This is a genomic window from Cyclobacterium plantarum (assembly GCF_011290685.1).
Lineage (GTDB): Bacteria > Bacteroidota > Bacteroidia > Cytophagales > Cyclobacteriaceae > Cyclobacterium > Cyclobacterium plantarum.
Genome location: NZ_JAANYN010000010.1, coordinates 22,815 through 45,447 on the forward strand (window position 1 = coordinate 22,815; position 22,633 = coordinate 45,447).

The window sequence follows — 22,633 nt, forward strand, 5'->3', positions numbered from 1 at the left end:
ATCAGAGATTAAGCCTATAGTATAAAAATAAAATTGCTCTTTAGAAAGGGGCTTTTAGTTTCCTTCTGTTTCGTTATATTTTTTTTTAATGTCTTCACAAAACTCCAGCAGGGAATAATTCCTCACCCCTCCCTTTAGCGGATAACCTTCTTTAACCCGGGAAATAACCGCCCCATTAGCGGCCTTAGTATCCTCCATGCTAATTAAAAAGCCTTTACTGATTTTGGGGGAGAGGGTGTTTTTGATTTCAATGGCCCATTCCACTTTTCCGGATTTAACCAGTAATAGATCACACTCTGCTCCCTGATGGGTTCGGTAGAAATAATATTGGTAATCGGATCCAAGCAGATTGATTACCTGCTCGATGACAAAGGTCTCCCAGGAAGCGCCGATCAGCAACTGATTGATCAATTCGTCGTAGGACTTTACACCTGCCAAAGCGTGTAAAAGACCTGTATCCCGGATATATACCTTGGGGGATTTTACCAAACGCTTTTTCACATTTCGGTGATAGGGCTGCAGGATTCTGACCATAAACGATCCTTCCAGGAATTCCAGGTAACGGCTCACTGTGGGCCTCGTGACCCCCAGTGCCCGGGCGAAATTATCCCCGTTCCACAAGCTCCCCTGCACATGGGCCAACATCATCCAAAACCGTTCCACCAGCTTTGGATCTGTATTCAACCCCAATAGGCCAAGATCCCTTTCGATATAGGTTTTGATGAAATTTTCCCTCCACAAATTACTGACCCGCTCAGTAGATGCGAGGAATGACAGCGGATAACCACCCCGCATCCAAAGGCGCTCCATTTCCTCAATTAATATTTCTTTCATCGTAAAAGGAGTGAGCTCGATATATCCTATCCTCCCCGCCAAGGAATCCGCACTACTCCGAATAAGGTCGGGTGATGCTGAGCCCAAGAGGATAAACCTTCCCGGCCTTCTGTCTTCATCAATGGAACTGCGAAGTTCCTCAAATAGCTCAGGCATCAATTGAATTTCGTCCAGAATAACAGTACTATCCTGATGATTTGTAAAAAACAGTTCTACATCACTCAGCTTCGCCCTGTCGCTGGCCTTTTCAAGGTCCAGGTAAATTTTATTTTTTCCCCAGGAAAGATTCTTGACCAAGGTAGTTTTTCCAACCTGCCTTGGACCTACAATCCCTACTGCAGGGAATATTTCCATATATTCTTCAAACAGTGCCTGAATATACCTTTGCTTAACCATGGATTGAACTAAATTCCATGTAAATATAAATCAAAAAGTGGATCTTTGAAATTATTTTACCATGAAAATCGAAAATATGATTTTTGATTTTCATGGTAAATTCATACTTCATAAATCGAAATGATAGCGTAGGTACGAGAAAAGTTGATCGTCTAAAGGCAGATACGTCAAAGTTGATCGTCTAAAGGCAGATACGTCAAATTCAACCCCTACCGGGGTTGGTTATAATCGGTAGTCCGGGAGCCGTGGGCTGCACCCACGGTTATTGCTGTTCAGGCCCTTCAGGCCTGGGGTCAATGAGAGAAGTATAAAAAGCCGAGAAGGAATTCAGACCATTCCGGTCCTGTGGTCCGACATCACCAATCGAAATATTGATCTTATTGATTGCCCATGAAAAATACGGTAGAAACCGAAGCCTGAAGGGCTTCAACAACAATAACTCCGGGCGAAACCCGGGGGCTGCGAGAACCCAACCTTCACCCAACCCCGGCAGGAGTTGGACATAGTCCGGCCAATCATGAAATATGGTCTCCTCTGCAATCCTCAGATCGAAAATGACGCTGAATGTTAGGAGAATAGTCGTTTTTCTAAAGGCAGCTACGTAAGGTTCAACCCCTATCAGGGTTGGTGATGAGCGGTAGTCCGGTAGCCGTGGGCTGCACCCACGGTTATTGCTGTTCAGGCCCTTCAGGCCTGGGATACATTGGGAAGTCAGTAGGAGCAGAATAGGAAATCAAAAGTGTTTTATCTGATTCCAGCTCAATTATTCTGACTGAAAATCTAAAATTACTTTCGAATCAGGTTCTAGCTAGTGGATTCATTTGCGCTCTTACCCGATTATCGACGATCTTCTCGACGCCGAAGCCTGAAGGGCTTCAACAATAATAACCCCGGGCGAAACCCGGGGACTGCAAGAATCCAACCTTCACGCAACCCCGGTAGGGGTTGAACAGGGCGCTGCATACCAACTGTCCTATCCGGAAATAAGGGCTCCTCGCCAACCTCTGTGGGATATATAGTGTATTTACCATCACCCGCTTTCGATATTTGCAATGGCGAATTCAACTAAACAGCGTTTGTAACCTCACTATCGGGGATGCTTTAGGTATAGGATTAAATCAAAATACTACCAATCTATTCGGTCCGATGGCTATCAACCTATCCGTCATCGTGTAAAATCAGCAATCATCATTCCTTCCGCTGTATCACGTAATTCTTGATGGGACTGTGCATGCTGACCTCCTGCAATTTACCATTCTCGTATTGGTAGTTGTTTTCGTTACCTTCCACATAGGTATCGTAGGCCCCATTTCCTTTGGCGGTAATGCTGGCAAATTGGCCGTGGTTTTCAGTAATCATCCTTTTTTTACTTTTCGGTTCCTCAAAAAACAAACGAACCGCACTGTAGTCGATTTTTTCACTGACCTGATCATTGAATTCATATTTATAGGAATTGGCCCTGATCTCATAGACCCCATCTTCCAGCCAAATCCTGGATAGAAAATTTCCCCGGTTGGTCTTTTTTTCTACGGATGATTCGATAAACTGCCCCTGATGGTATTTTACCTCAGTGGTATAATCCAGGTTGATCCGCCCAAAAAACCAGAAGCTCACCTCACTTCTCAGCAAAAAATACGTGGTATCGGATTTGGTTTCTTTGGTGGCTACCATGTCACCAATGCTGATGCCCAGAATGCTAATCTCATATTCATGCCTTTCCTGAGCTTGGAGCAGCATGGGTGAAAAAGCTAAAATAAGGGCAGCAATTGGAACAAGGGGATTTTTTAACATGTAAATGCTTATTTATAAATTCTGGTTAGACCAATAGGTTTTATTTAGACAACAACGCATCAAATTCAAAATAAGCTTAAACTTACCAAAAAATACTTCAAAGATGGGATTTGGGATAGCAGATTTGTGATTTGGGGGTATTGAATCGCCCATACACCCAAAATCACATTTCCCCGCTTATATGTTCTTCTTATATGGTTTCTCTTTTTTTTTGAACCATATAAGAAATATAAGGGATTATAAGGGTGAAGTTTCCCGAATTACTTTACTCAATAAATATACATGCCTTCCGTCGGGATATGGGAAAGATCGCAAGTAAACCCTGAAATAAAAATAAACCCCTTATATGTCCTTCTATGCCTTATATGGTTTTTATTTTTTTACCATGTAAGTAATATAGGGGATTGTAAAGGGGATGGTTTACTATGAAGCTTTTTCAAATCCTACTAGAAGAAAATACGAAATCATAACTCAATATTTAGGCGCACAAACCCCATCTCATCCTCCAGATTGACAAAGATCCAAAGCATCCCATCCTTGATAAAATGCCGTAAAGGTTTCTCGGTTAAAAAGGGGAGTTTGGCCTCCCGGATCAGGTTCAACTCCTCGTCGTATAAGGCCAGGTAAACATTTACGCCGGAGGATTTTGGAAAAAGTCCTTCTGTTTTTTCGACGGTGAAATAATGTTCATAAAATAGCCTCCAATACCGCTTATTTTCGGCGTCGTAAACAGGCAAAAAGTAATGGGGTCCTTCCATGTACTGCTTGTAATATCGGGTGAATTCACCTGCTGCCCCAAAATCACCCCCTATAGCCCTATTTTCATCATCCAGCCACCTACTTTTAGAGGAAACGACCCGTATGGAATCTCCTACAGGATCGTAAAGGTACCATTCGCTCCCGGTTTCCGCTCCAAACAAGATGCCACTTTCCACCACTTCAAGGTACGTACTTACTTCGTGATAGGCTAAGTTCTCCCCCGTGTTCAATAAAGCAGTGTAAGTTTCCACTTTGTTTAATACAGGGACTGAATACCTGTAGATGTGCTTTTGATCCATGTCCACCCGTGCAAATTCTACTCCCTTGTTTTGGAATTCCTTTACAAGCCCATACAACCGACTATTGCGGATAGGGTCAATTTGCACGCCTATCAGGGATTCCTTCTCGCTGAGCACATCCCCGGAAAATCCCTTCGGATCCACATTCCAGGAATGTTCAAGCTGCCCATACTCTGAAAAAAGCAGCGGCCCCTTCCAGGTACTAAAAAATATGCGACCTCCATCCCAACCTTTGAGGGAATGAATACTATTTAGTCCATTTGGACCTTCTTTTTCAAAGGGAATTTTTCGGTCCAGAACCAGGCAATCCAGGTCGATTTTTTCGAGTTGGTGTTGCTCCAGATCAAAATTAAACAGGTAACGTTGGTCTTCGCTCAGACCGGAAAGCTCAAGCCCCCACTTGAGAAACAACAGTTCCTCTCCCGGATCAATCTGTACGGTATCCACCCTGATTGTGAGTTCCTGTATCTCCTTTTCCGCCGGAGAACCGCAAGACGTCAGCATAAAAATCAAACCAAATACAAAGCATAAAATGTCAAGTGGATTATTCATTTGAACTTAAATTGGAATTAGGGATTTAGATTTTCAGATGCAGGACTCTTGGAGCAAGGATTAAGTCACGAATAGGATAATCAGTCCAATAAGGAGTGGAGCCAAATTGTTAGTTGATTAGATAATAGTTAATTTAGGAAAGTATTTGACTTTCTTCTCTTTATCAATATTGATTGTATTTATTACGATTTGGATGAAATTATATGAATATAAAAACCCGAAAAATGAAAGCTTAATTACCGGATTCCCGAGTATGGCAGGTGATATATCACCGGCTTGGCTAATTCGATAATACATACTCCCAATGAAATAGATGTAAGTTACTATTACGATAATTGTCCAACTTATTTGAAAATTAAGGATTTCTTTACTGATGTGATTAAGATGCTTTATTTTCCCTTTTTTAGATATCCATAAAATCAATGGGATCAGTATTCCCAAAAGCGGAAATAGAATAAACCCAAGCGAAGAAAGATTCAAAGCCATGAGAAAACCTTTGTCTTCAGTAATAGTCCAATCAATTATTTCATCAGGACTTGAATCTAAGGCATTAGCCAATCGTCTAAGCGTGTCTCCACGTGGTTCTGTTTCTCCATTTTCAATTCGCTGAATAGTTCGGATGCCTAATCCTGAGTTTTCGGCTAACAATTCCTGCGAAAGCCCTCTGCGATTACGTAATTCCTTTACTCTTTTTGCTAAAATTAAATTTTCCATTTTTCCTATACTTTAGTTAGGGAGCAAAAGTATACTTTTCCAATTCACGTGATTACGCCCTTATAGCGTCATATTTACGCCATTTGTGTTTTAATGCGTCAAAGCTATGCCATTTATGTCCATCGTGGTTTTATGATTTAAGATTGGATAAATCCGAAATCATAAATCAAAATTCAATTGGACAATGCCCAACTCATCCTCCAGATTGACCAAGATCCAGATTTTATCGTCTTTGGCGAGAGAAAAGTGGGGTACATGGTCAAGCTGAGGCACGGAAGTTTCATGAAGTAAGTTAAGCTCATTATCCAATACCATCAGGTAGACGGCGGTGGAAACAGGTTTTGGAAATCCCCCCGGAGGATGCTCATCCGGATAGGAATACTCATAATAAAAACGAAAATAACGTCCATTTTCAACATCCCATATTAAAGGACCGAATGATACCTCCTCATACAATGCCACATATGCCCTTTGAAAAGCAGCCTTATCCTCGGTTGCTAGGCTGTAAACCCCCTTTTTCTCATTGGCTGTCAACGATAGGTTATATTTCTTCTTCGCTAATTGTTGGGTTTCGGGATCGAAAATAAACACAGTACTAGAAACCGTACTGCCGACTACCAGCTTATTCTGACCATAGGCCTGCATGACAAAGCCTGGCGCATACCGTCGCTGGGAGTTACCCTCCCTGTGTTCCAGGTTAAAGTCTCCATGCTTGAATTCCTTTGCCAAGGGGATATATGAAAATTCATCCCTGCTGAGGCTATAATACCCCAGTTCACTGGTATTGGCTGCATTGTCGACAATCTGTCCATAAATCTGGTCTCCTACTACCTTTACGGGCTGAAAAGCCTTCCTGTCTACATGCATTAATGAGGCTCCCTCAAGCAAAGGGTCAAATTCCCCGAGTTTATTCCCCTCCCAATCAAAAATACCTGCCTGATTACTGGTCTGTATGAGCAATTTTCCGGAGTCAAGCGGTACCAGGTAATCCACATATTCCCCGGTGCCGCTCGGGCCTTCCTTTTCAAAGGGATACTTTCCAGCCAACTCAAGTTTTTCCAGGTCAATTTTTTCTACCGCATGGTCAAAATCATTGAAGTTAAACAGAAAGTGGTTATTATCCGTAAAAAAACTCCTTGAAGCAGCTAAATAGGGAAAAACAAGCTGTTCTCCTCCATCTATCAAGACTGTATCCAGGCTAAAATCCAGTTGGACTTGGCCTGTTTTCTCCAGATTATCACTGCCCCCACAGCCTAAAAGTAGTCCAAATAATAAAAGGAGAATTAAAAGTTTCATGTATTAAAAGTATTATCGAAACTAATTTTTTTAAATTTTAAAGCAATTAAAATTAATTGGTGTTAAAACAAAGATAAATTAACTCATTAAACCATCAGATCATAAATCAAAACCAAATTGTACAAACCCCATCTCATCCTCTATGTTCTCAAACACCCAGAGCTTGCCATCTTTGGCAAAATGAAAAGGCGGGCGTTGGGTCAATTGGGGAATGGCGGATTCGGCCAACATGTTCAAATCTTTGTCATAAACCGTCAAAAACACCTTAGCTCCGGAAGGCTGTTGAAAGGGGCTGCCCTCAGGTTTTTCGGCATTGTCATCAAATTCCATGATAAAGGAAAATCTGTAATACACCTCATTGACTTCATCCCAGACCGGTGGCAAAAAACCTACTTCCTCATATATTCTCCTATAAATACCGGCAAACTCCTCAATGCCTCCAACTTGTGATGGATAGTTTCCCTTCTTCTCCGTAGCCGTGAGTTCGCTGGAATATTCATGATGCTGCGCCGCACCGGTATCCTTGTCCAACTCATACATTTCATTGGTTCCCTCTACCCCTACTATCAGTTTGTCTCCAGCATAGGTGATATACTTGGCCATGGTAAATCTCCCTCCATCAGTGATCTGTATGTCAAGTTTTCTGGCCTTTTCGAAAATGGGAATATCAAACCGTTGAATCTTATCTTCGTCAACAAGGATTTTGGCAACCTCCGTATTGCCGTCTTCCCAGCTGGAAATTAAACCATAGTATACGTCAGTTTCCTCCGGGATCAGCACCGCAGAAATCAGGTTCTCCGAATCCGAAAGCCTTTCCGTTTCATTTCCCACTTTCTTAAAGTCAATTTGACTTTTTTTCTTCCCATTTAAGTCAACTATATTGTCTTGATTATAGCACCGGACCAAAAGGGAATTTTCATCTTTGAGCAGGAACCCGAAAAAATACTGCCCCACCCCATCTGGGCCCTCCTTTGACAGCATAATTTTTCCTTTGTAGGCCAACTCATCCAGATTGATTTTTTCGATGGCAAACTCGGTATTGTTAAAATTATACAGGTGTGTTTTTTCCGGGCTAAGTTGGGCCTGGGACAAGCTGGAATTCACATACAAAATTTCCTGGCCCGGATGGACCATCACGGTATCTATGGAATAATTTAAACGAACCTGATCCTCGTTTTCTCCCCCATCACCACTCCCGCAGGCAAGCATCATTCCACAAAGCAAGACAAAAATTAACTGTTTCATAAGAGAGCTTTTTATTGAGACTAAAAAATTAGGAATTTTATATGGCAATAAAAATAAATTATTGTTAAAAATTAATAATTTAACTAAAATTAGCTGTTTGGATAAATAATTAGCGGGCCAAGCTACAGCAGTGGTAAAGCTTTCAGGACAAGACAGTTCCTCCTTTTGGTGAACCATATAAGAAATATAAGGGATTATAAGGGTAAGGGCTCATTTTGGTGTTTTCTTCTGAAAACCGATCATTAACTATTATTTAAAGAACAATTTAAGAAACTGCCCTGACCTAAAAAATCACTTATATGTTCTTCTATGCCTTATATGGTTCAGATTCCTTTTTTTAACAACCTACAAACCCTCCGACATCACAAATCAAAACTCAACCTTACAAAACCCATCTCATCCTCCATATTCTCAAAAATCCAGATTTTACCGTCTTTGGCAAAGTGGTAAGGCGGTGGCTGGTCCAATTCAGGAACGGCAGATTCCCGCAACAAATTAAAATCGGCATCGTAGATCGTCAGGTACACGCTGGCACCGGTGGGTTTGGGAAAAAGACTATCTGAAGGACTGCTGTTCGCAACGTTGTATTTCTGTTGGTGTGAAAACCGGAAATAAACCTTTCGGCTTTCGTCCCAAATGGGCTTTTGATAGGAAATTTCTTCCGTAGCTTTCTTATACAGTTCTTGAAATAAGGCCCTATCGTTTATTTTTTCAGGAAAGACGGTCTCCTTTTCCCGGGGAATCCAGCCGTTTTCGAAGGTCTTTTTATAAAATCCCTCTTGTCCCGGTTCACGTATATAAAGATCTGAACTTCCGTTTAGGCCCAGCAAAACCCTATCATTTTCCACTTCCAGGTATTCTCCACCACTAATAAATAAGGCCGTGGTCCCATCGTCAAAGTCCGTCTGGTACTGCATTGATTTTTTCAGCAGGGGGTTCCTTACTTTCCGATACGTTTGTTCTTCCGTATCCCAGAACAAAAGCTGTGTCTCCCGCACGCCCGGAATGATGTACACCCCCGCATAGGCCGAAGGGTTCTCCGGCAATTGTACCGGAAACAGCACGTTTCCTTCTTCCGTTTCCGATGCAAAGGCAGGGACTGTTTCAGGCCCCACATCTGCCAATTTCTTGCCACTACTATCAAAAAGGGCATGATTGCCATATCCGGACATCAGGAATTTATCTTCCTCTACCAATCTCATTCCGAACATATATGGCCCTATGCCATCAGGCCCTTCTTTTTCGAAAGGAAGCAAAGCCTGCAGTGCCAATTTATCCAGATCGATTTGTTCGATGGTGTGGGTTTGACTGTTTAAATTATACAGGTATTTTTTGTCCGTACTCAGGGCAGCAAAACGCAGGCTATTGTTCAAAAAAAGGATTTCCCCTTTGGCATCGACCTGTACGGTATCCAAAGTAAAATCCAAATCCGGTGCTTGCCTGTTTTCATCGGAGGAACCGCCAGTTCCGCAGGCTGCCAAAAACAGGAAAACCAAGCCGCATAGCAATTGCTTCATGAGTAATGATTTGATTGAAAAAGTAAAATACGGAAAAAATCATGCGCTTGAAAATTCTTTTCAAATCCATTGCCCTAAGGGTTTTCCCAACTCCTAGGGTCTTTTTGCGGAGCGTGTACGAAGAAAACAGTCGAGGTCTAAAAAGAGCACAGACCTTTGGGGTTTTCCCAACCCCGAAGGTCTTTTCGCGGAGCGTACACGAAAAAAACCGTCGAGGTCGCAAAGACCTCAACGGTTATAGTAGCATCCTGACCTTTGGGGTTTTCGAAACCCCGTATTCTTTCCGGAAGCCTGCACGAAAAAACCCTCGAGGTCTCAAAGACCTCAAGGGTGACGGGGATGCAGTTTCTAAAAACCCCAAAACTTATCACGATTAAGGACCATAAAAAAGAACCGTTTGCAATCCACAACTTTTTATGTCATGATTTAACTCATTTGGGCACATGCTCCTCTTCACCTGCTAATTCTTTTAAATAATTTGGGCAAAAATCATATCCATTTTGCCACGCAATCCCTCCCCCGGATTCAATAAAGGCCTGATTGAATTTCTCATAATCTAGCAATTCTGCTGTGAATCCTTTTCCTATATAGGGACGAAAATTAATGATTTTCTTTTCCCCATCTTTGAATTTGACCCAAATTCGATAATCTTCTAATATTTTTATTTCAATTACTTCGTTCATACCAGCACTAATCTAAAGGTTTGATTCTATTCAATGAAGTAGGGACAATTGCTTTTTCCCAATTTCTAATCAATTCATCCCTATGTTAGGAAGACCACTCCAGCACCATTGCATGGGCTCTCTTAGGTAGTTTACCTGCCAAAATTTTTAATGTGGCAATATCATATTCTGCTTTCATTCCTTGATATTCGGCATGGAAGTGAGGTGGATTGTGGTCTTGAAAGTACATCCGAATGACAATTCCATAGAATCTTGAAATTTCAGGCATTTTTATTCAAAGATAAAAATTTTCATTAGTTCGCCCTATAGATTTTGACTAAGTTAAAAAAATGGATAAAAATCCAAAACCCTTTTATATGGATCCAAGTGAAGGCCCGATACTTTCAAACATTTCGGAACTATGCGAATGTTTATACCGTCCAGGATTCACTAAGGAATCAAATCCCCTTCCCCACTTTAGCCAGCGCTTTTTGGTCAAACTGCCCTTCCAGCTCGATTACCATATATTCTTCATCCTCGTTAGAACGAATCAACAGCACCAGGCCTTTCATACTTCGCTCGCCCAGGGAGTAGATGGAAATCCCGCTGTCTTTTTCTTCCGCTTCCATCATCAGTTCGTAGTTTTCCCGCTCAAGTCCCTGCGCCAGCTTTCTGAAATCCAATCGTGCCTGATTTCCACTCACCGGAAGCTTAAACAGCTTGACCCTGTCGATACTTTCGGTGATGGCGGACAGGTTGGCTTCTTCGATATCGATATCCCAGCCCTTGGCAAAATCGAGGAAATTGCCAGCCAGATCCAGGTGGAAAAAGGATTCATCTCCTTTGTATTGATTGTAAAGCCGGTCTACGCTTTTGCTCTGTCCAAAGAGGCTTAACGGTTGGCAAAAGAAAAGGGAAAGGAAAACAATGTTTAGTGCATTTTTCATGATTGTCTGATTGAATGTGTAATCGATACGTAAATTTTTCAAAACTTATTCTTTGTTGCCCTGCCCGTATTCCTTCATACCCGGCAGGTTGGTTTTTTCGGATAGCATGTTCAGGTCTTGATAGGTAAAATCTCCCAGCATGCTCATCAGGGTGAATTCGGTATTTGCTCCCGAAACCATCAGCAGCTCTTTTATCCTGCCCCCTTCCTCTCTCACCATAAATTTCAGCGAACTTCCCTTATCCTTGATGTCCATCAGATCTTCGTATTTGTTGCGATTGAGCAGTCCAATGGCCTCATCAAACATGTTCAGCCCACTTACCTGTTCACCGGAAAGGATACGGATGCCCTTCACCTTGGAGATAAGAGAGAACAATTCCTCGGCATCCTCATCCCCCTCTACACTATTGGAATTCAGAAAGCCTCCTGCCATCTGCATCATTTTGGGGCTGATATACACCCGGGAAAAGCGCTCATCCTCCATGTATTTGGCATAGAAGCGCTCAATGGCATCTTCCTGCGCTTGTACCAGTACAGGTAAAAGCAAAACGACCAATACTACTAATTTTTTCATCTTTGGTGTTGATTATTGATTTCATACCAATCTGTACCTGCATTCAGGTATTTCAGATTTTCCACATTTTCCAGTTGGCGGGTACCTTTATGGAGTTGCTCCTGTAAGATCTCCATGGCCTCCACCACCTGCAGATAGGCCTGCTTTTGTTGCTGCTCCCGATAGCTGGCATAACCCCACCAGCAGGCCATAAGGGTAAAGAGCAGGGCTATCCCGGCTACCATCCTTTGCCAGGGAAAAGCTGTAGCTGGTTTTGGAAAAGCATTGGGCTTTTCGTCTCTCAAAGCGGCCATGCCTTTTCTAAAGGCGGACTGAGGCTGATTTTCAGTCAATTCTTCCTGCTCCCCAAAAAGCAAACTTTCTTCTTCCAGGCTGCTTTCCCCCTTCCAATATTTTTCCCACAATTCAGATTTGTCCGTTCCCATTGTTTTCCAGATAGGTTTTTAACTTTTTCCTTGCCCGGTGCAGGTTTACTTTGACCTGTTTTTCGGGCAATTCCATGTAGCTTGCTATTTCCTGATGTCTCAATCCTTCCACCTCCCGGAGGTAGAAAATCTCCCTTTGTTTGGCCGGTAACAGGTCCAAAAACCTGTAAACCATTTTCACCTCCCGGGAAAAGTCCTGTTTCTCGCTCTCATCCACCATCAGTTGGGAATCAGCTTCATCCAGTACTTCATGTTTTCCATCCCTCCTGATTTGCATCAGCGACTCATTTTTCAATGTTTTCACCATCCAGCCCACAGGATTATTCAATTGCTCCAGCTGATTACTGTGCAGGAATCCCTTGGTCATGGTCTCCTGTACGGCATCCTGCGCTTTATCTCTGTCCTTTAACCAAAGCAAGGCAAAACGGTAAAGCCGGTTTTTAAGGGGCCAGATCTCGGTTTCAAAAAAGGACTTCATACAAGTAGATGATGATTGAAAAACCGAAAGGTTACACTTTTCGGAAAAAAAATTTTATTGTTTAAGAGTTTTTATGTTTTGGCCAGGCGATCCGGTCGAAAATTTGAACAAGAAATCTACCTCAGGGTTTAAACGTAAATTAAAATAGTATGCCTCCTGACTATTTATTAATTTGCCGACACAAAATAATCTTGAGCAAAATGAGGAAAAACTTTGGAAATCCAGAAAAGGAGAGCAAAAAAAAAGCCCTGACAATGTCAGGGCCAGGGGTGGTGATGAGTGGGCTCGAACCACCGACTCACGGATTTTCAGTCCGATGCTCTACCAACTGAGCTACATCACCGCCGAAAGTGATGCAAAGGTAGGTAATTGTTACTTTTGTACAAATGATTTGGCTAAAAAAATAGAAGTCTTAGAATAATCAATTCAATATGAGCAGCTTACCACAAATCCTTTTTTTATTGGTCCTGGGCGGGGCAGGTTACCTGTTATACAGACGGGTCAGTTACCTCCGGCAGACCATGATGCTGGGAAAACCGGCTTCCCGCACAGATAATCCGAAAGAAAGATGGAAATCCATGGCATTGGTCGCCTTTGGGCAGAAAAAAATGTTCAAAAGATTGGGTCCTGCCTTACTTCATTTGGTCATTTACATTTCTTTTGTGGTTATCAACCTGGAGGTTTTGGAATTCATGATCGATGGACTGGCTGGCACCCATAGGATTTTTGCTCCGGTTTTGGCGGGTTTTTACACCACAGCCATGAATATATTTGAAATCCTGGCACTGGGTGTTTTGGTCTCCTGTCTGTTTTTCCTTGTCCGTAGAAATATTACCAAAGTTCCCCGTCTGAGCTCAGCTGAATTAAAGGGCTGGCCAAAATTGGATGCCAATCTGATACTATGGATTGAAATTTTATTGATGCTGGCCATCCTGACCATGAATGCCACAGATCAGTTATTGGCTTACCGGGGTGTGGAAAAATATATTCCCCTGGGTGGCTTATGGATCAGCGGCAGCCTCCAGTGGCTTTTTGACGGGATGAGCAATGCCTCCCTTTTATTCTGGGAGAGGTTTGCCTGGTGGTTTCACATCATCGGTATTCTGGGCTTTGCCGTATATGTGACCTATTCCAAACACCTCCATATTTTTCTGGCTTTCCCAAACACCTGGTATGCTAACCTGGAACCCAAAGGAAAAATGCCTAACATGGATGTGGTCACCAGGGAAGTACAGCTGATGCTGGGCTTGCAGACCGCTCCATCAGCAAATGAAACAGCACCGGCCGAAGTGGGTAGGTTTGGGGCGAAAGACATCAATGACCTTTCCTGGGTTAATCTCATGAATGCATTCTCTTGTACAGAATGTGGCAGGTGCACGGCGGAATGCCCGGCCAATATCACTGGCAAGAAGCTTTCTCCCAGAAAAATCATGATGGACACCAGAGACCGGGCGGAAGAAGTTAGTCAAAATATAAAAGCAGGCAAAAAAGGCCTGGATGACGGCAAATCCCTGCTGGGGAATTATATCAGTCAGGAAGAAATCAACGCCTGTACCAGTTGCAATGCCTGTGTAGAAGCCTGCCCCATCAACATAGACCCCTTGTCCATCATTCTGGAGATGAGAAGGTATACAGCCATGGAGGAAAGCGGCAGTCCTGCACAGTGGAACGCCATGTTCCAGAATGTGGAAACCAGTTTTGCCCCCTGGAAATTCGCTCCATCGGATCGTTTCAACTGGGCATCAGAAATCAATAAAGAAGCTAAGTAACCCAATGAACATGAACAATACTACCTATAAAGTCCCCACCATGGCGGAAAAAACCGCGGCCGGTGAAAGTCCGGAGGTCCTCTTCTGGGTGGGATGTGCCGGATCTTTTGATGAGCGCTATAAGGCCGTCACCCTGGCTTTTGTGAAAATATTGAATAAAGTCGGAATCAACTTTGCCGTATTAGGTGAAGAGGAAACCTGTACCGGCGACCCTGCCAGACGGGCCGGCAATGAATTCCTGTTTCAGATGCAGGCCATGAGCAATATTCAGGTGCTGGACGGCTACCAGGTGAAAAAAATTGTCACGGCCTGTCCCCACTGCTTCAATACCCTGAAAAACGAATACCCCGCCCTAGGGGGAAATTATGAAGTGATGCACCATTCCCAGTTTTTACAAGGACTCATCAATGAAGGCAAAATTATCATGAAGGGTGGAGGTTCATTTAAGGGTAAAAAAATCACTTTTCACGATAGCTGTTTCCTGGGTCGGGCCAATAATGTCTACGAGGCACCCAGGGATGTGATCACAGCTCTGGACATGGAACTGGTGGAAATGAAGCGGTGCCGCTCCAAAGGACTGTGCTGTGGCGCAGGTGGTGCCCAGATGTTTAAGGAGCCCGAAAAAGGTAAAAAAGATATCAATATAGAAAGAACCGAAGAGGCATTGAAGACCGGTGCCCAAACAGTAGCTGTAGGCTGTCCTTTCTGTTTGACCATGATGGCAGATGGTATAAAAAACAAGGAAAAAGAAAAGGAAGTCAATGTGCTGGACCTGGCCGAACTGATAGCCAAAGACCAGAATTTATAGGATAAACTGATACAGGCCAACCTGCTTGTGTTTCGGTATTTTGGTTTTTTTAAACGATCTTAAAGTATATTTTGTATCATTATAAAATCAATTTACGTTTAACCTGTAATTGGTGATTAACGGATGACAAAACCAGTAACAATTTATTCATTAAAAACAAAGGAGCCAAAGCATGTATTTACCTTTTGAAGATATGCCCAATGAGGCAAGAATTTGGGTGTATCAGGCAGACAGACCATTTGATGAAAAGGAAAAAACCTGGATCATCTCCAAATTAGTGACTTTCTGTAACCAGTGGAACACCCATGGCAGCCTGATGCCCAGTTCTTTTGATATCAAATACGACCAATTCATTATCCTCGCAGTGGATGAAAGTAAACTGGGCGCAAGTGGTTGCTCCATCGACAGTTCGGTAAAGATTCTTAGGGAAATTGAAACCGAATTGGAAATCAATCTCCTGGATAGCGGTAAGGTTTCTTACATGGATGCTCATGGGGTTAAAGTAGCCTTTCTTCCTGAAATCAGGAAACATATCAATGAAGGATCACTACAAGCCCAAAGTAAAGTATTCAATCCGGGCGTTAACAAAATAGCAGATTTGGAAAACCAATGGTTGATACCGGCAGATCATAGCTGGTTAAAAAAGTATTTCGCCAAATAAATCTGTAAGGGAAGCTATTCACATGAAAAAAGCAACGCATTCCAGTCTAATCAGTTCATTCTTACTCCTGTGGGGATTTCTATTACTGCAGGTGTCCTGTACCAGTCTGCAACAAAAAGCCCAAAACCAATTCAGTGCGGGAGAGTATCAGGTAGCCATCAACTCCTATTCGAAATTGCTGGAAAAAGAACCTGACAATAGTAAGGCCAACTTGTATATAGCAGAAAGTTACCGGCTTTCCAACAGGGTGGAAAAAGCAGCTGATTTTTATGAAAAAGTTTCCGAAGAAGATGCCACCTTCGAAAGCCATTACTATCAAGGGAAAAGCTTGAAAGGGCAAGGCCAATACGAAGAAGCAACTGCAGCTTTTGAGGCGGCCAAAAAATTGACCATGGACGATGAAAGAATTGCACTGGCTGAAAAAGAAATCCAAAATATTGAGGCCATTTCGTCCATAGAGCCAATATGGCCCAACCACGAACTGGAAAACTATGAGCTTTTAAACACCTCCGGAATAGATTATGCTCCTGTATTAAGTGAAAATTACCTTTATTTCACCAGTTCCCGGGGAGCCGGAGATATTTATCCGGCTACAGGACAAGGTTATACCCGTTTGTTCAGGGCCCGTGCTGAAGGGGTTAATGTAGATGCTCAGAATGTTCAGACCCTACCTGAATTTCCAAATGAAGGAGGATTGAATCAGGGAGCAATTGCGATCAGTCCCGATGGCAATACCATCATTTACGCACGAGGTAACGCTGGCACTAAAAACGACCTCCCCGATGTAAGCTTGTTTGCCTCCTATTTCAGAGGTGGAGGTTTTACAGAACCCATTTTCATGCCGGTAAATGGGGAACCGGAATACTGGAACTCTACTCCTGCATTCAGCCCTGATGGAGAAGTCCTGTATTTTGCTTCCAACAGACCGGGAGGATTTGGAGGATCCGACCTCTACAAATCCACTAAATTGGCCAATGGAGATTTTGGAAATGTGGTCAATATGGGTCCTGAGATCAACACCCCAGGCAATGAAATGTTTCCGCGTCCCATGCCTAACAGGGAATTTTATTTTTCCTCTGATGGTCATCCAGGATATGGCAAGCTGGACCTGTTCGTCTATAAAGAAGAAGAGGGAAAGGCTGTTGTCCGTAACCTTGGTCCCAATTTTAATTCATTGGCAGATGATTTTGGGATCTTTTTTACCGATTATCCCAAAGAAGGCTTCATTACTTCCAACCGCGAAGGAGGAAAGGGGGATGACGACATTTATTATTTCAAAGATATGACCCCTCCACCAAAAGTGGTCAATGTATTGCTGAACGTGGAGACCAGGGAAAGACTGGAGACCGGCGAGGAGAAAATACTGCCCCAAACCCGGGTAGTTTTGTACGATGAAAACAACCAGACCATCGACGGAAATTTCTCCAGCCAAAACGGCAGGTTAAGATTCCCGCTGGAGCCGGAGAAAAATTACTCCATGATCGCTTCCAAAAATGGTTATTTCACCAAAAGCATCCCTTACAGTACCGTAGGCAAAACGCCTTCCCAGGATGAACTTATCGAGCAGGTTACAAACATTGCCCTGGATACCACCATTGTTCTGGAACAATTGGTTTTGGAACGGGCCATCGTACTTGAAAATATTTATTATGATTTGGATAAAGCTGAAATACGACCTGATGCAGCCGAAGAATTGGATAAACTTGTCCAAATCCTGAAAGACAATCCCGGAATCAGGATAGAACTCAGCAGCCATACCGATGCCCGGGCCAGTGATGCCTATAATGACGACCTTTCACAGCGAAGGGCAGAGTCTGCTGTAGAATACATCGTCTCTCAGGGAATTGACAGTGACCGGCTGGAAGCCAGGGGATACGGAGAGAGACAGCTGATCATAGAGAATGCCCAAACCGAGGAAGAGCATCAAACCAACAGAAGAACAGAGTTTAAGGTAATAGAAATCACGGACTAAAATCCTTACCTTTGCGGCTTATCTGTTTTTTTCAAAGCCAGGATTATGAACGAAAGGTATATGCAACGTGGTGTATCGGCCTCCAAAGAAGACGTACACAGTGCCATCTCTAATTTGGACAAAGGGCTGTTCCCCAAAGCATTTTGTAAAATTGTGGAGGATCTTTTGGGAAATGATCCGGAATACTGCAATATCATGCATGCCGATGGAGCAGGTACCAAATCCTCCCTTGCTTATCTTTATTGGAAAGAAACAGGAGACCTAAGTGTCTGGAAAGGTATTGCTCAAGATGCTATCATCATGAACATTGACGACCTGCTCTGTGTAGGGGCCGTCAACAATATATTGGTTTCTTCTACTATTGGAAGAAACAAAAACCTGATTCCCGGAGAAGTCATTGCGGCGTTGATCAATGGTACAGATGAGGTGTTGCAGATGTTAAGGGATCATGGAGTTAATGCCATACTTACTGGAGGAGAAACAGCTGATGTCGGAGACCTGGTCCGAACCATTATTGTAGACAGTACGGTAACGTGCAGGATGAAAAGAGCGGATGTCATTTCCAATGACCGGATAAAGGCAGGGGATGTGGTAGTGGGACTGGCATCTTTTGGCCAGGCTGCTTATGAATCCGAATACAATGGCGGAATGGGCAGCAACGGATTAACCTCAGCCCGTCATGATGTCTTCAAAAAAAGCCTTATGGCCTCCTATCCCGAAAGTTTTGACCCCTCTGTGCCAGAGGATTTGGTCTATTCCGGCAGTTATGGCTTGACAGACAAGGCGCCAGGTACTCCTCTGGACATGGGAAAATTAGTCCTTTCACCCACCAGAACTTATGCCCCGGTAATCGCTGCCATCCTGAAAGAATACCGCGCTGCTCTCCATGGTCTGGTCCACTGTAGTGGTGGAGCACAGACCAAAGTGCTGCATTTTATCGATGGCCTGCATGTGATCAAAGATCAGCTTTTTGACACCCCTCCCCTCTTTTCCATCATCCAAAAAGAAAGTGGAACAGACTGGAAAGAAATGTACAAGGTTTTTAATATGGGGCACCGAATGGAGATTTACCTGGAAGAAAAATGGGCAGATGAGATCATCCGGATGGCTGAAACTTTTGGGGTATCTGCAAAAATAATCGGAAGGGTAGTCCCCCACAAAGGAAAAAAAGTTACTATTGATGGCCGTCATGGGGTGTTTACTTATGAGGATTAATCTTGTTCGATAGTTGATGCGGGTTTTTTTTAAGGTACTCATCGGTCTTGTTGTTTTTTTGATACTTTTGGCCGCAGGCAGCATTACCAGCGTAGACTGGACGCCCTATCAGGAAAAGCCATACTACAAAGAAACCATGGGTTTTTTGGATACCCTGAGCCTGTCAGGCAGTGACCAGGGCTATTTACTGGGGGGATGGGCAAGGGCCAACATCACCCCGGATGATCCTGTACCCCTGGTAGCTTACCGACCCAGGGGAAATTATGAATTTGTTCAGGACAGCAGCTTTGTCAAAACCATCATACTGGGCAACCATGATTTTAAGGTGGCCTTTATCAATTACGAATTGTTGATTGTTCACCCTGAAATGGCAAAAACCATCACGGAGGCAATCCAACAAAAAGATGTCCCCATAGATCATCTCTACTTTACTGCCACGCATACCCACAGTGGGATGGGCGGAACCATTCCCGGTCCTGTAGGTAATTTCGCTTTGGGAGGTTGGAATGATACGCTGGTAGATCAAATTGCCGAAAACACCGTACTGGCTTTGAAACAAGCCCTCGTGGGGATGGATACTGTAAAAATAGATTTTAAGAAAAGCCACGCTGGAGATTTTGTCACCAACCGGTTAATAGCCAATGATCCTGTGGATCCTTATATGCGGCAAATCAACCTTGCCCAGCCAAATGGAATAACTGCCAGTCTGCTCACCTACAGTGCGCATGCCACCTGTCTGAGCAGCCGCTTTATGGGCTTGTCCGGTGATTATCCCTTTTACTTGTCAAAAAAAATGGAAAAGGAGCAGGACCTGGTCATTTTTGCCGCCGGAGCAGTGGGAAGCCACCGTCCAAAAGCCCCGGGAAACGATATTGAAGGTATACGTCAATATGCTTTTCAATTGGATTCTGTATTGAATCGTGATACCACCTCCACAAAACCTTTGGTAGGTCATGCGGTTTTGGCAGGGAAGCTTCCCATCAAACTACGGGAGCCCCATTTCCGGATCAGCGATAACTGGAGAATCAGGCCCTGGCTCTTTGACTGGGCCATTGGCGATTATCCTGCTCATTTTGACCTCGTTCGGATAGGCAATACACTTTTCATTTCCTCATCAGGTGAAGTTTCGGGAGTTTTTTACGAAGACTGGGAAAAACAAGCCACAGCTATGGGTTTAAACCTGATCGTCACCACTTTCAATGGCGGCTATATAGGCTACATTACACCGGATAAGTACTACCAGGAAGATTTGTACGAAGTAAGAGACATGAATTTTTATGGCCCCTATAATGGGGCTTATTTTCAGGAACTGGTTTCCGGGTTAATTGAGTTGGGGGCCAAACCATAAATTCTGGCCTGGTAAAAACCCTGGCAATAAATCATGCTTTCCATTTCCTGCCAGCCCCATTTGTTAAAATAACCCTCATATTCCGGAAGGTCCTTTCGGGCATGCCTGGTGAGCAATCTGAAGGCATTGATCATGGCTTTCAGCAGCCTCATTTTGCTTGCCAAAGCATAAAAATCCGCAAAAATCCAAACCGTATGTTTATCCACTTTTGATTGAATGGTTTCAAATAAAAGGTCAATTTTATTATCCGGCAAAACGTCCAAAAAATACTGAGTGATCACCACATCAAATTTCAAATCCGGCAGGGCATCAAAAGTGGAGGCATGAATGAATACAACCTGTTCTAATAAATCCCTGTCCAATCCTGTACGGCACAGCCGGATCATGGAAGCGGAAGCTTCCATATAAACAACTTTTCCCTTTTTTCCGCACCGTCGCAGCAGCTCAGGCATGTTCGCTCCTGCTCCTCCTCCCAATACCAGCACCCGGTCACCTTTTTCAATGGTATGTAAAAAGGCGGTTTTACTAGCCTGGAATTGATTTCCCAACAGCAAGCGGCCCAGGCTTTCGTAAAAAGGGGCCAGTAAACGGTAATGATCAGGAGATGCCACATTTATCATGGTCTATTCAAATAAAATCAGGAGTATTGGTAGTGAGAAAGAGAGTTCCAGCCGCCTTCTTGCACTGCTTATATTACTGGGATGCTCCATGAAACTTATGGCATGAATTAATATCATCATCCCCCAGATCAGGGTGTAGCGGTGATAAAAAGAGGGCAAGATGATAAAAAGGATCAACATATACATCAGGGAAAAGGCAACTAGTCCCCAAAGCAATTGGCGGGTCCTCTTTTTACCCAAAACTGTCATGATGGAATGATGGCCCTGAGCTTTGTCCAAAGCAGCATCCATATAAGACAAAAACACCAGATTAAACCAGGCCAAAGCAAAATAGCCAGCAGCATAAAATAACCAATTCCAGGACTCAAACCCAAAATCCTGTTGCCAAAAGGGCACTAAGACAATACCACAAACATACAACAAAGCAATGGCAGCTTCCTTAAAAACAGCCAATTTTACATATGCAAAGCGCAAACCTATGATCACAATCATAATCAGAGTAATCAATAGCAGACCAGCGCCCAATAATCCATCCCAGGATAGCCATTTTAAAGCAAGTACTATTCCCAGGATTGAAATAAAGGCTGTAATCAGGCTAAGCTTGTTAAAATGCTTTTGATGATAACGATGTCGTCTGGACAGGGCCTTTTGAGGTATTTTTTTTGCGTCTAAAAGATGGTCAAAAGTATATATGGTCCAAACAGCCATTCCCAGCAAGATGTAAAGAAAGAGAGGCAAGGACAACCCCATCATGTCCCCGAAAAAGAACAAGCCAGCACATGCCCCAGCCACCACATCCAGCGATAGCATATTGGCTTTATCGATAAATCTTAAAGAAATTTTTTGAATCAAACTCACTCATTTATTTATTTGAAGGCAATTTAAATAATTGATCCTTCCAAATCATTCAAAAATTTCCGTAATTTCCCTTTTAGCAGAACCATCACCTTTATGAGAAAAATCATCTATGCCCTTTTTTTGCTTTTGGGCCACGGGGCTTTTGCGCAACAGCCTGTAAAAGTAGCCTGCGTAGGCAATAGCATAACGGAGGGGCCAGGCAGAAACCACCCGGACAGTTACCCTTTACAATTACAAAAAAAGCTGGGTAAAGCTTACCTGGTAAAAAACTTTGGAGTAAGCGCAAGAACCCTGATGAAAAAAGGAGATTTCCCTTTCTGGAATGAGCCTCAATTTGAACAGGTAAAGGAATTTGAACCTGACATCCTGGTCGTCAAGCTGGGAACAAATGACTCCAAACCCCATAACTGGATCCACAAGGAATCATTTATAGAAGACTATGTAGCAATGATTGAAACCTATAAAGAACACATGCCGCCTGATGGAAAGATCTACATTTGTCTTCCTGTTCCGGTCTTTGAAGACAACTATGGCATCACCGAAAAAATCATTGTAGAGGAAATGGTTCCTCTGATTAAGGAAGTAGCCATGAAAACAGGATCTATGGTCATCGATTTGCATTCGGCATTGGCGCCCCATGCCGAACTATTCCCGGATGGCGTACATCCAAATAAAAAGGGGGCAAAAATCCTCGCTCATACTGTGGCACAAAACATAAAACCATAAATTTGAAAGTGATGACTATGCCACCAGAAAATTAATGTTACAAAACATTTGGATATGTTCTCAGTGGCTGTAAAAATAGTTTGGTAGAAAGGGTTTCCCGGTAATGATTTTTATCAGTTGACCTTTGGATTCTTTGCCTGTTGTTTTCTAATTACCTGTCCCTTGCAT

General features: G+C 43.2%; 22 protein-coding genes and 1 tRNA gene. 7 read left to right on the forward strand and 16 right to left on the reverse strand.

Annotated features, from left to right (window positions below; all coding sequences use genetic code 11):
• Nucleotides 1–54 precede the first annotated feature (54 nt).
• The 14 genes from G9Q97_RS19575 to G9Q97_RS19640 form a co-directional block, all read right to left on the reverse strand.
• The gene (locus G9Q97_RS19575; RefSeq protein ID WP_166149972.1) at nt 55–1,230 is read right to left on the reverse strand and encodes an ATP-binding protein; all 1,176 of its coding nucleotides are present in this window, start codon (nt 1,228–1,230) and stop codon (nt 55–57) included.
• Between the two features lie 1,188 nt (nt 1,231–2,418).
• Nucleotides 2,419–3,021, reverse strand: a complete 603-nt coding sequence (locus tag G9Q97_RS19580) for a DUF6134 family protein (RefSeq protein ID WP_166149974.1) — start codon at nt 3,019–3,021, stop codon at nt 2,419–2,421.
• Nucleotides 3,022–3,485: 464 nt separating this feature from the next.
• On the reverse strand, nt 3,486–4,631 hold the full coding sequence (locus tag G9Q97_RS19585) for a DUF4221 family protein (protein ID WP_166149976.1): 1,146 nt from the start codon (nt 4,629–4,631) through the stop codon (nt 3,486–3,488).
• Between the two features lie 117 nt (nt 4,632–4,748).
• The gene (locus G9Q97_RS19590; RefSeq protein ID WP_166149978.1) at nt 4,749–5,345 is read right to left on the reverse strand and encodes a DUF4870 domain-containing protein; all 597 of its coding nucleotides are present in this window, start codon (nt 5,343–5,345) and stop codon (nt 4,749–4,751) included.
• 159 nt (nt 5,346–5,504) lie between these two features.
• Nucleotides 5,505–6,641 carry a DUF4221 family protein gene (locus G9Q97_RS19595; RefSeq protein WP_166149980.1) on the reverse strand — a complete coding sequence of 379 codons (1,137 nt, stop codon included), beginning with the start codon at nt 6,639–6,641 and terminating at the stop codon, nt 5,505–5,507.
• A 99-nt stretch (nt 6,642–6,740) separates the two neighbouring features.
• A complete protein-coding gene (locus tag G9Q97_RS19600; protein WP_166149982.1) occupies nt 6,741–7,886 on the reverse strand; it encodes a DUF4221 family protein in 1,146 nt (381 codons plus the stop codon).
• Nucleotides 7,887–8,248: 362 nt separating this feature from the next.
• Nucleotides 8,249–9,403, reverse strand: a complete 1,155-nt coding sequence (locus G9Q97_RS19605) for a DUF4221 family protein (protein ID WP_166149984.1) — start codon at nt 9,401–9,403, stop codon at nt 8,249–8,251.
• A 431-nt stretch (nt 9,404–9,834) separates the two neighbouring features.
• Complete coding sequence (locus G9Q97_RS19610; RefSeq protein WP_166149986.1) at nt 9,835–10,086, reverse strand: DUF2442 domain-containing protein; 252 nt, start codon at nt 10,084–10,086, stop codon at nt 9,835–9,837.
• Between the two features lie 85 nt (nt 10,087–10,171).
• Nucleotides 10,172–10,354 (reverse strand): DUF4160 domain-containing protein, encoded by a 183-nt coding sequence (locus G9Q97_RS25095; protein ID WP_166149988.1) that lies wholly within the window; start codon nt 10,352–10,354, stop codon nt 10,172–10,174.
• Between the two features lie 169 nt (nt 10,355–10,523).
• On the reverse strand, nt 10,524–11,012 hold the full coding sequence (locus G9Q97_RS19620; protein ID WP_166149990.1) for a DUF4252 domain-containing protein: 489 nt from the start codon (nt 11,010–11,012) through the stop codon (nt 10,524–10,526).
• Nucleotides 11,013–11,057: 45 nt separating this feature from the next.
• Nucleotides 11,058–11,585, reverse strand: a complete 528-nt coding sequence (locus G9Q97_RS19625) for a DUF4252 domain-containing protein (protein WP_166149992.1) — start codon at nt 11,583–11,585, stop codon at nt 11,058–11,060.
• Nucleotides 11,582–12,010 (reverse strand): hypothetical protein, encoded by a 429-nt coding sequence (locus G9Q97_RS19630; protein WP_166149994.1) that lies wholly within the window; start codon nt 12,008–12,010, stop codon nt 11,582–11,584. The genes G9Q97_RS19625 and G9Q97_RS19630 overlap by 4 nt, the downstream gene beginning before the upstream one ends.
• On the reverse strand, nt 11,991–12,488 hold the full coding sequence (locus G9Q97_RS19635; RefSeq protein ID WP_166149996.1) for an RNA polymerase sigma factor: 498 nt from the start codon (nt 12,486–12,488) through the stop codon (nt 11,991–11,993). The genes G9Q97_RS19630 and G9Q97_RS19635 overlap by 20 nt, the downstream gene beginning before the upstream one ends.
• Before the next feature lie 270 nt (nt 12,489–12,758).
• Nucleotides 12,759–12,831, reverse strand: a tRNA-Phe gene (locus tag G9Q97_RS19640).
• Between the two features lie 88 nt (nt 12,832–12,919).
• Between G9Q97_RS19640 and G9Q97_RS19645 the strand changes: the two genes are divergently transcribed.
• The 6 genes from G9Q97_RS19645 (at nt 12,920) to G9Q97_RS19670 (ending at nt 20,261) form a co-directional block, all read left to right on the forward strand.
• On the forward strand, nt 12,920–14,257 hold the full coding sequence (locus tag G9Q97_RS19645) for a 4Fe-4S dicluster domain-containing protein (RefSeq protein ID WP_166149998.1): 1,338 nt from the start codon (nt 12,920–12,922) through the stop codon (nt 14,255–14,257).
• Between the two features lie 10 nt (nt 14,258–14,267).
• Nucleotides 14,268–15,065 carry a (Fe-S)-binding protein gene (locus tag G9Q97_RS19650; protein WP_187357739.1) on the forward strand — a complete coding sequence of 266 codons (798 nt, stop codon included), beginning with the start codon at nt 14,268–14,270 and terminating at the stop codon, nt 15,063–15,065.
• A 172-nt stretch (nt 15,066–15,237) separates the two neighbouring features.
• Complete coding sequence (locus tag G9Q97_RS19655) at nt 15,238–15,726, forward strand: hypothetical protein (RefSeq protein WP_166150000.1); 489 nt, start codon at nt 15,238–15,240, stop codon at nt 15,724–15,726.
• Between the two features lie 22 nt (nt 15,727–15,748).
• On the forward strand, nt 15,749–17,698 hold the full coding sequence (locus G9Q97_RS19660; RefSeq protein WP_166150001.1) for an OmpA family protein: 1,950 nt from the start codon (nt 15,749–15,751) through the stop codon (nt 17,696–17,698).
• Between the two features lie 45 nt (nt 17,699–17,743).
• On the forward strand, nt 17,744–18,913 hold the full coding sequence (locus G9Q97_RS19665) for an AIR synthase related protein (protein WP_166150003.1): 1,170 nt from the start codon (nt 17,744–17,746) through the stop codon (nt 18,911–18,913).
• A gap of 16 nt (nt 18,914–18,929) precedes the next feature.
• Nucleotides 18,930–20,261: an alkaline ceramidase gene (locus tag G9Q97_RS19670; RefSeq protein WP_166150005.1), complete on the forward strand. Its 1,332-nt coding sequence runs from the start codon at nt 18,930–18,932 to the stop codon at nt 20,259–20,261.
• Here G9Q97_RS19670 and G9Q97_RS19675 read toward each other — a convergent pair.
• Together G9Q97_RS19675 and G9Q97_RS19680 are read right to left on the reverse strand one after the other, a co-directional pair.
• Nucleotides 20,216–20,881 carry a class I SAM-dependent methyltransferase gene (locus tag G9Q97_RS19675; RefSeq protein ID WP_166150007.1) on the reverse strand — a complete coding sequence of 222 codons (666 nt, stop codon included), beginning with the start codon at nt 20,879–20,881 and terminating at the stop codon, nt 20,216–20,218. The genes G9Q97_RS19670 and G9Q97_RS19675 overlap by 46 nt on opposite strands.
• A 3-nt stretch (nt 20,882–20,884) precedes the next feature.
• Nucleotides 20,885–21,733, reverse strand: coding sequence for a UbiA prenyltransferase family protein (locus G9Q97_RS19680; RefSeq protein WP_166150009.1), 849 nt, complete (start codon nt 21,731–21,733; stop codon nt 20,885–20,887).
• 99 nt (nt 21,734–21,832) lie between these two features.
• Between G9Q97_RS19680 and G9Q97_RS19685 the strand changes: the two genes are divergently transcribed.
• Nucleotides 21,833–22,465, forward strand: a complete 633-nt coding sequence (locus G9Q97_RS19685) for a GDSL-type esterase/lipase family protein (RefSeq protein ID WP_166150011.1) — start codon at nt 21,833–21,835, stop codon at nt 22,463–22,465.
• The last annotated feature ends 168 nt before the right edge of the window (nt 22,466–22,633 follow it).

Bases quoted from the DNA above. Each gene is read 5' to 3' on its own strand.
- G9Q97_RS25095 (WP_166149988.1), bottom strand. From the start codon at position 10,354: ATGCCTGAAATTTCAAGATTCTATGGAATTGTCATTCGGATGTACTTT.
- G9Q97_RS19610 (WP_166149986.1), bottom strand. From the start codon at position 10,086: ATGAACGAAGTAATTGAAATAAAAATATTAGAAGATTATCGAATTTGG.
- G9Q97_RS19575 (WP_166149972.1), bottom strand. From the start codon at position 1,230: ATGGTTAAGCAAAGGTATATTCAGGCACTGTTTGAAGAATATATGGAA.
- G9Q97_RS19635 (WP_166149996.1), bottom strand. From the start codon at position 12,488: ATGAAGTCCTTTTTTGAAACCGAGATCTGGCCCCTTAAAAACCGGCTT.
- G9Q97_RS19630 (WP_166149994.1), bottom strand. From the start codon at position 12,010: ATGGGAACGGACAAATCTGAATTGTGGGAAAAATATTGGAAGGGGGAA.
- G9Q97_RS19670 (WP_166150005.1), top strand. From the start codon at position 18,930: ATGCGGGTTTTTTTTAAGGTACTCATCGGTCTTGTTGTTTTTTTGATA.
- G9Q97_RS19600 (WP_166149982.1), bottom strand. From the start codon at position 7,886: ATGAAACAGTTAATTTTTGTCTTGCTTTGTGGAATGATGCTTGCCTGC.
- G9Q97_RS19605 (WP_166149984.1), bottom strand. From the start codon at position 9,403: ATGAAGCAATTGCTATGCGGCTTGGTTTTCCTGTTTTTGGCAGCCTGC.
- G9Q97_RS19675 (WP_166150007.1), bottom strand. From the start codon at position 20,881: ATGATAAATGTGGCATCTCCTGATCATTACCGTTTACTGGCCCCTTTT.
- G9Q97_RS19660 (WP_166150001.1), top strand. From the start codon at position 15,749: ATGAAAAAAGCAACGCATTCCAGTCTAATCAGTTCATTCTTACTCCTG.
- G9Q97_RS19685 (WP_166150011.1), top strand. From the start codon at position 21,833: ATGAGAAAAATCATCTATGCCCTTTTTTTGCTTTTGGGCCACGGGGCT.
- G9Q97_RS19650 (WP_187357739.1), top strand. From the start codon at position 14,268: ATGAACAATACTACCTATAAAGTCCCCACCATGGCGGAAAAAACCGCG.
- G9Q97_RS19625 (WP_166149992.1), bottom strand. From the start codon at position 11,585: ATGAAAAAATTAGTAGTATTGGTCGTTTTGCTTTTACCTGTACTGGTA.
- G9Q97_RS19620 (WP_166149990.1), bottom strand. From the start codon at position 11,012: ATGAAAAATGCACTAAACATTGTTTTCCTTTCCCTTTTCTTTTGCCAA.
- G9Q97_RS19645 (WP_166149998.1), top strand. From the start codon at position 12,920: ATGAGCAGCTTACCACAAATCCTTTTTTTATTGGTCCTGGGCGGGGCA.
- G9Q97_RS19590 (WP_166149978.1), bottom strand. From the start codon at position 5,345: ATGGAAAATTTAATTTTAGCAAAAAGAGTAAAGGAATTACGTAATCGC.
- G9Q97_RS19585 (WP_166149976.1), bottom strand. From the start codon at position 4,631: ATGAATAATCCACTTGACATTTTATGCTTTGTATTTGGTTTGATTTTT.
- G9Q97_RS19580 (WP_166149974.1), bottom strand. From the start codon at position 3,021: ATGTTAAAAAATCCCCTTGTTCCAATTGCTGCCCTTATTTTAGCTTTT.
- G9Q97_RS19665 (WP_166150003.1), top strand. From the start codon at position 17,744: ATGAACGAAAGGTATATGCAACGTGGTGTATCGGCCTCCAAAGAAGAC.
- G9Q97_RS19655 (WP_166150000.1), top strand. From the start codon at position 15,238: ATGTATTTACCTTTTGAAGATATGCCCAATGAGGCAAGAATTTGGGTG.
- G9Q97_RS19595 (WP_166149980.1), bottom strand. From the start codon at position 6,641: ATGAAACTTTTAATTCTCCTTTTATTATTTGGACTACTTTTAGGCTGT.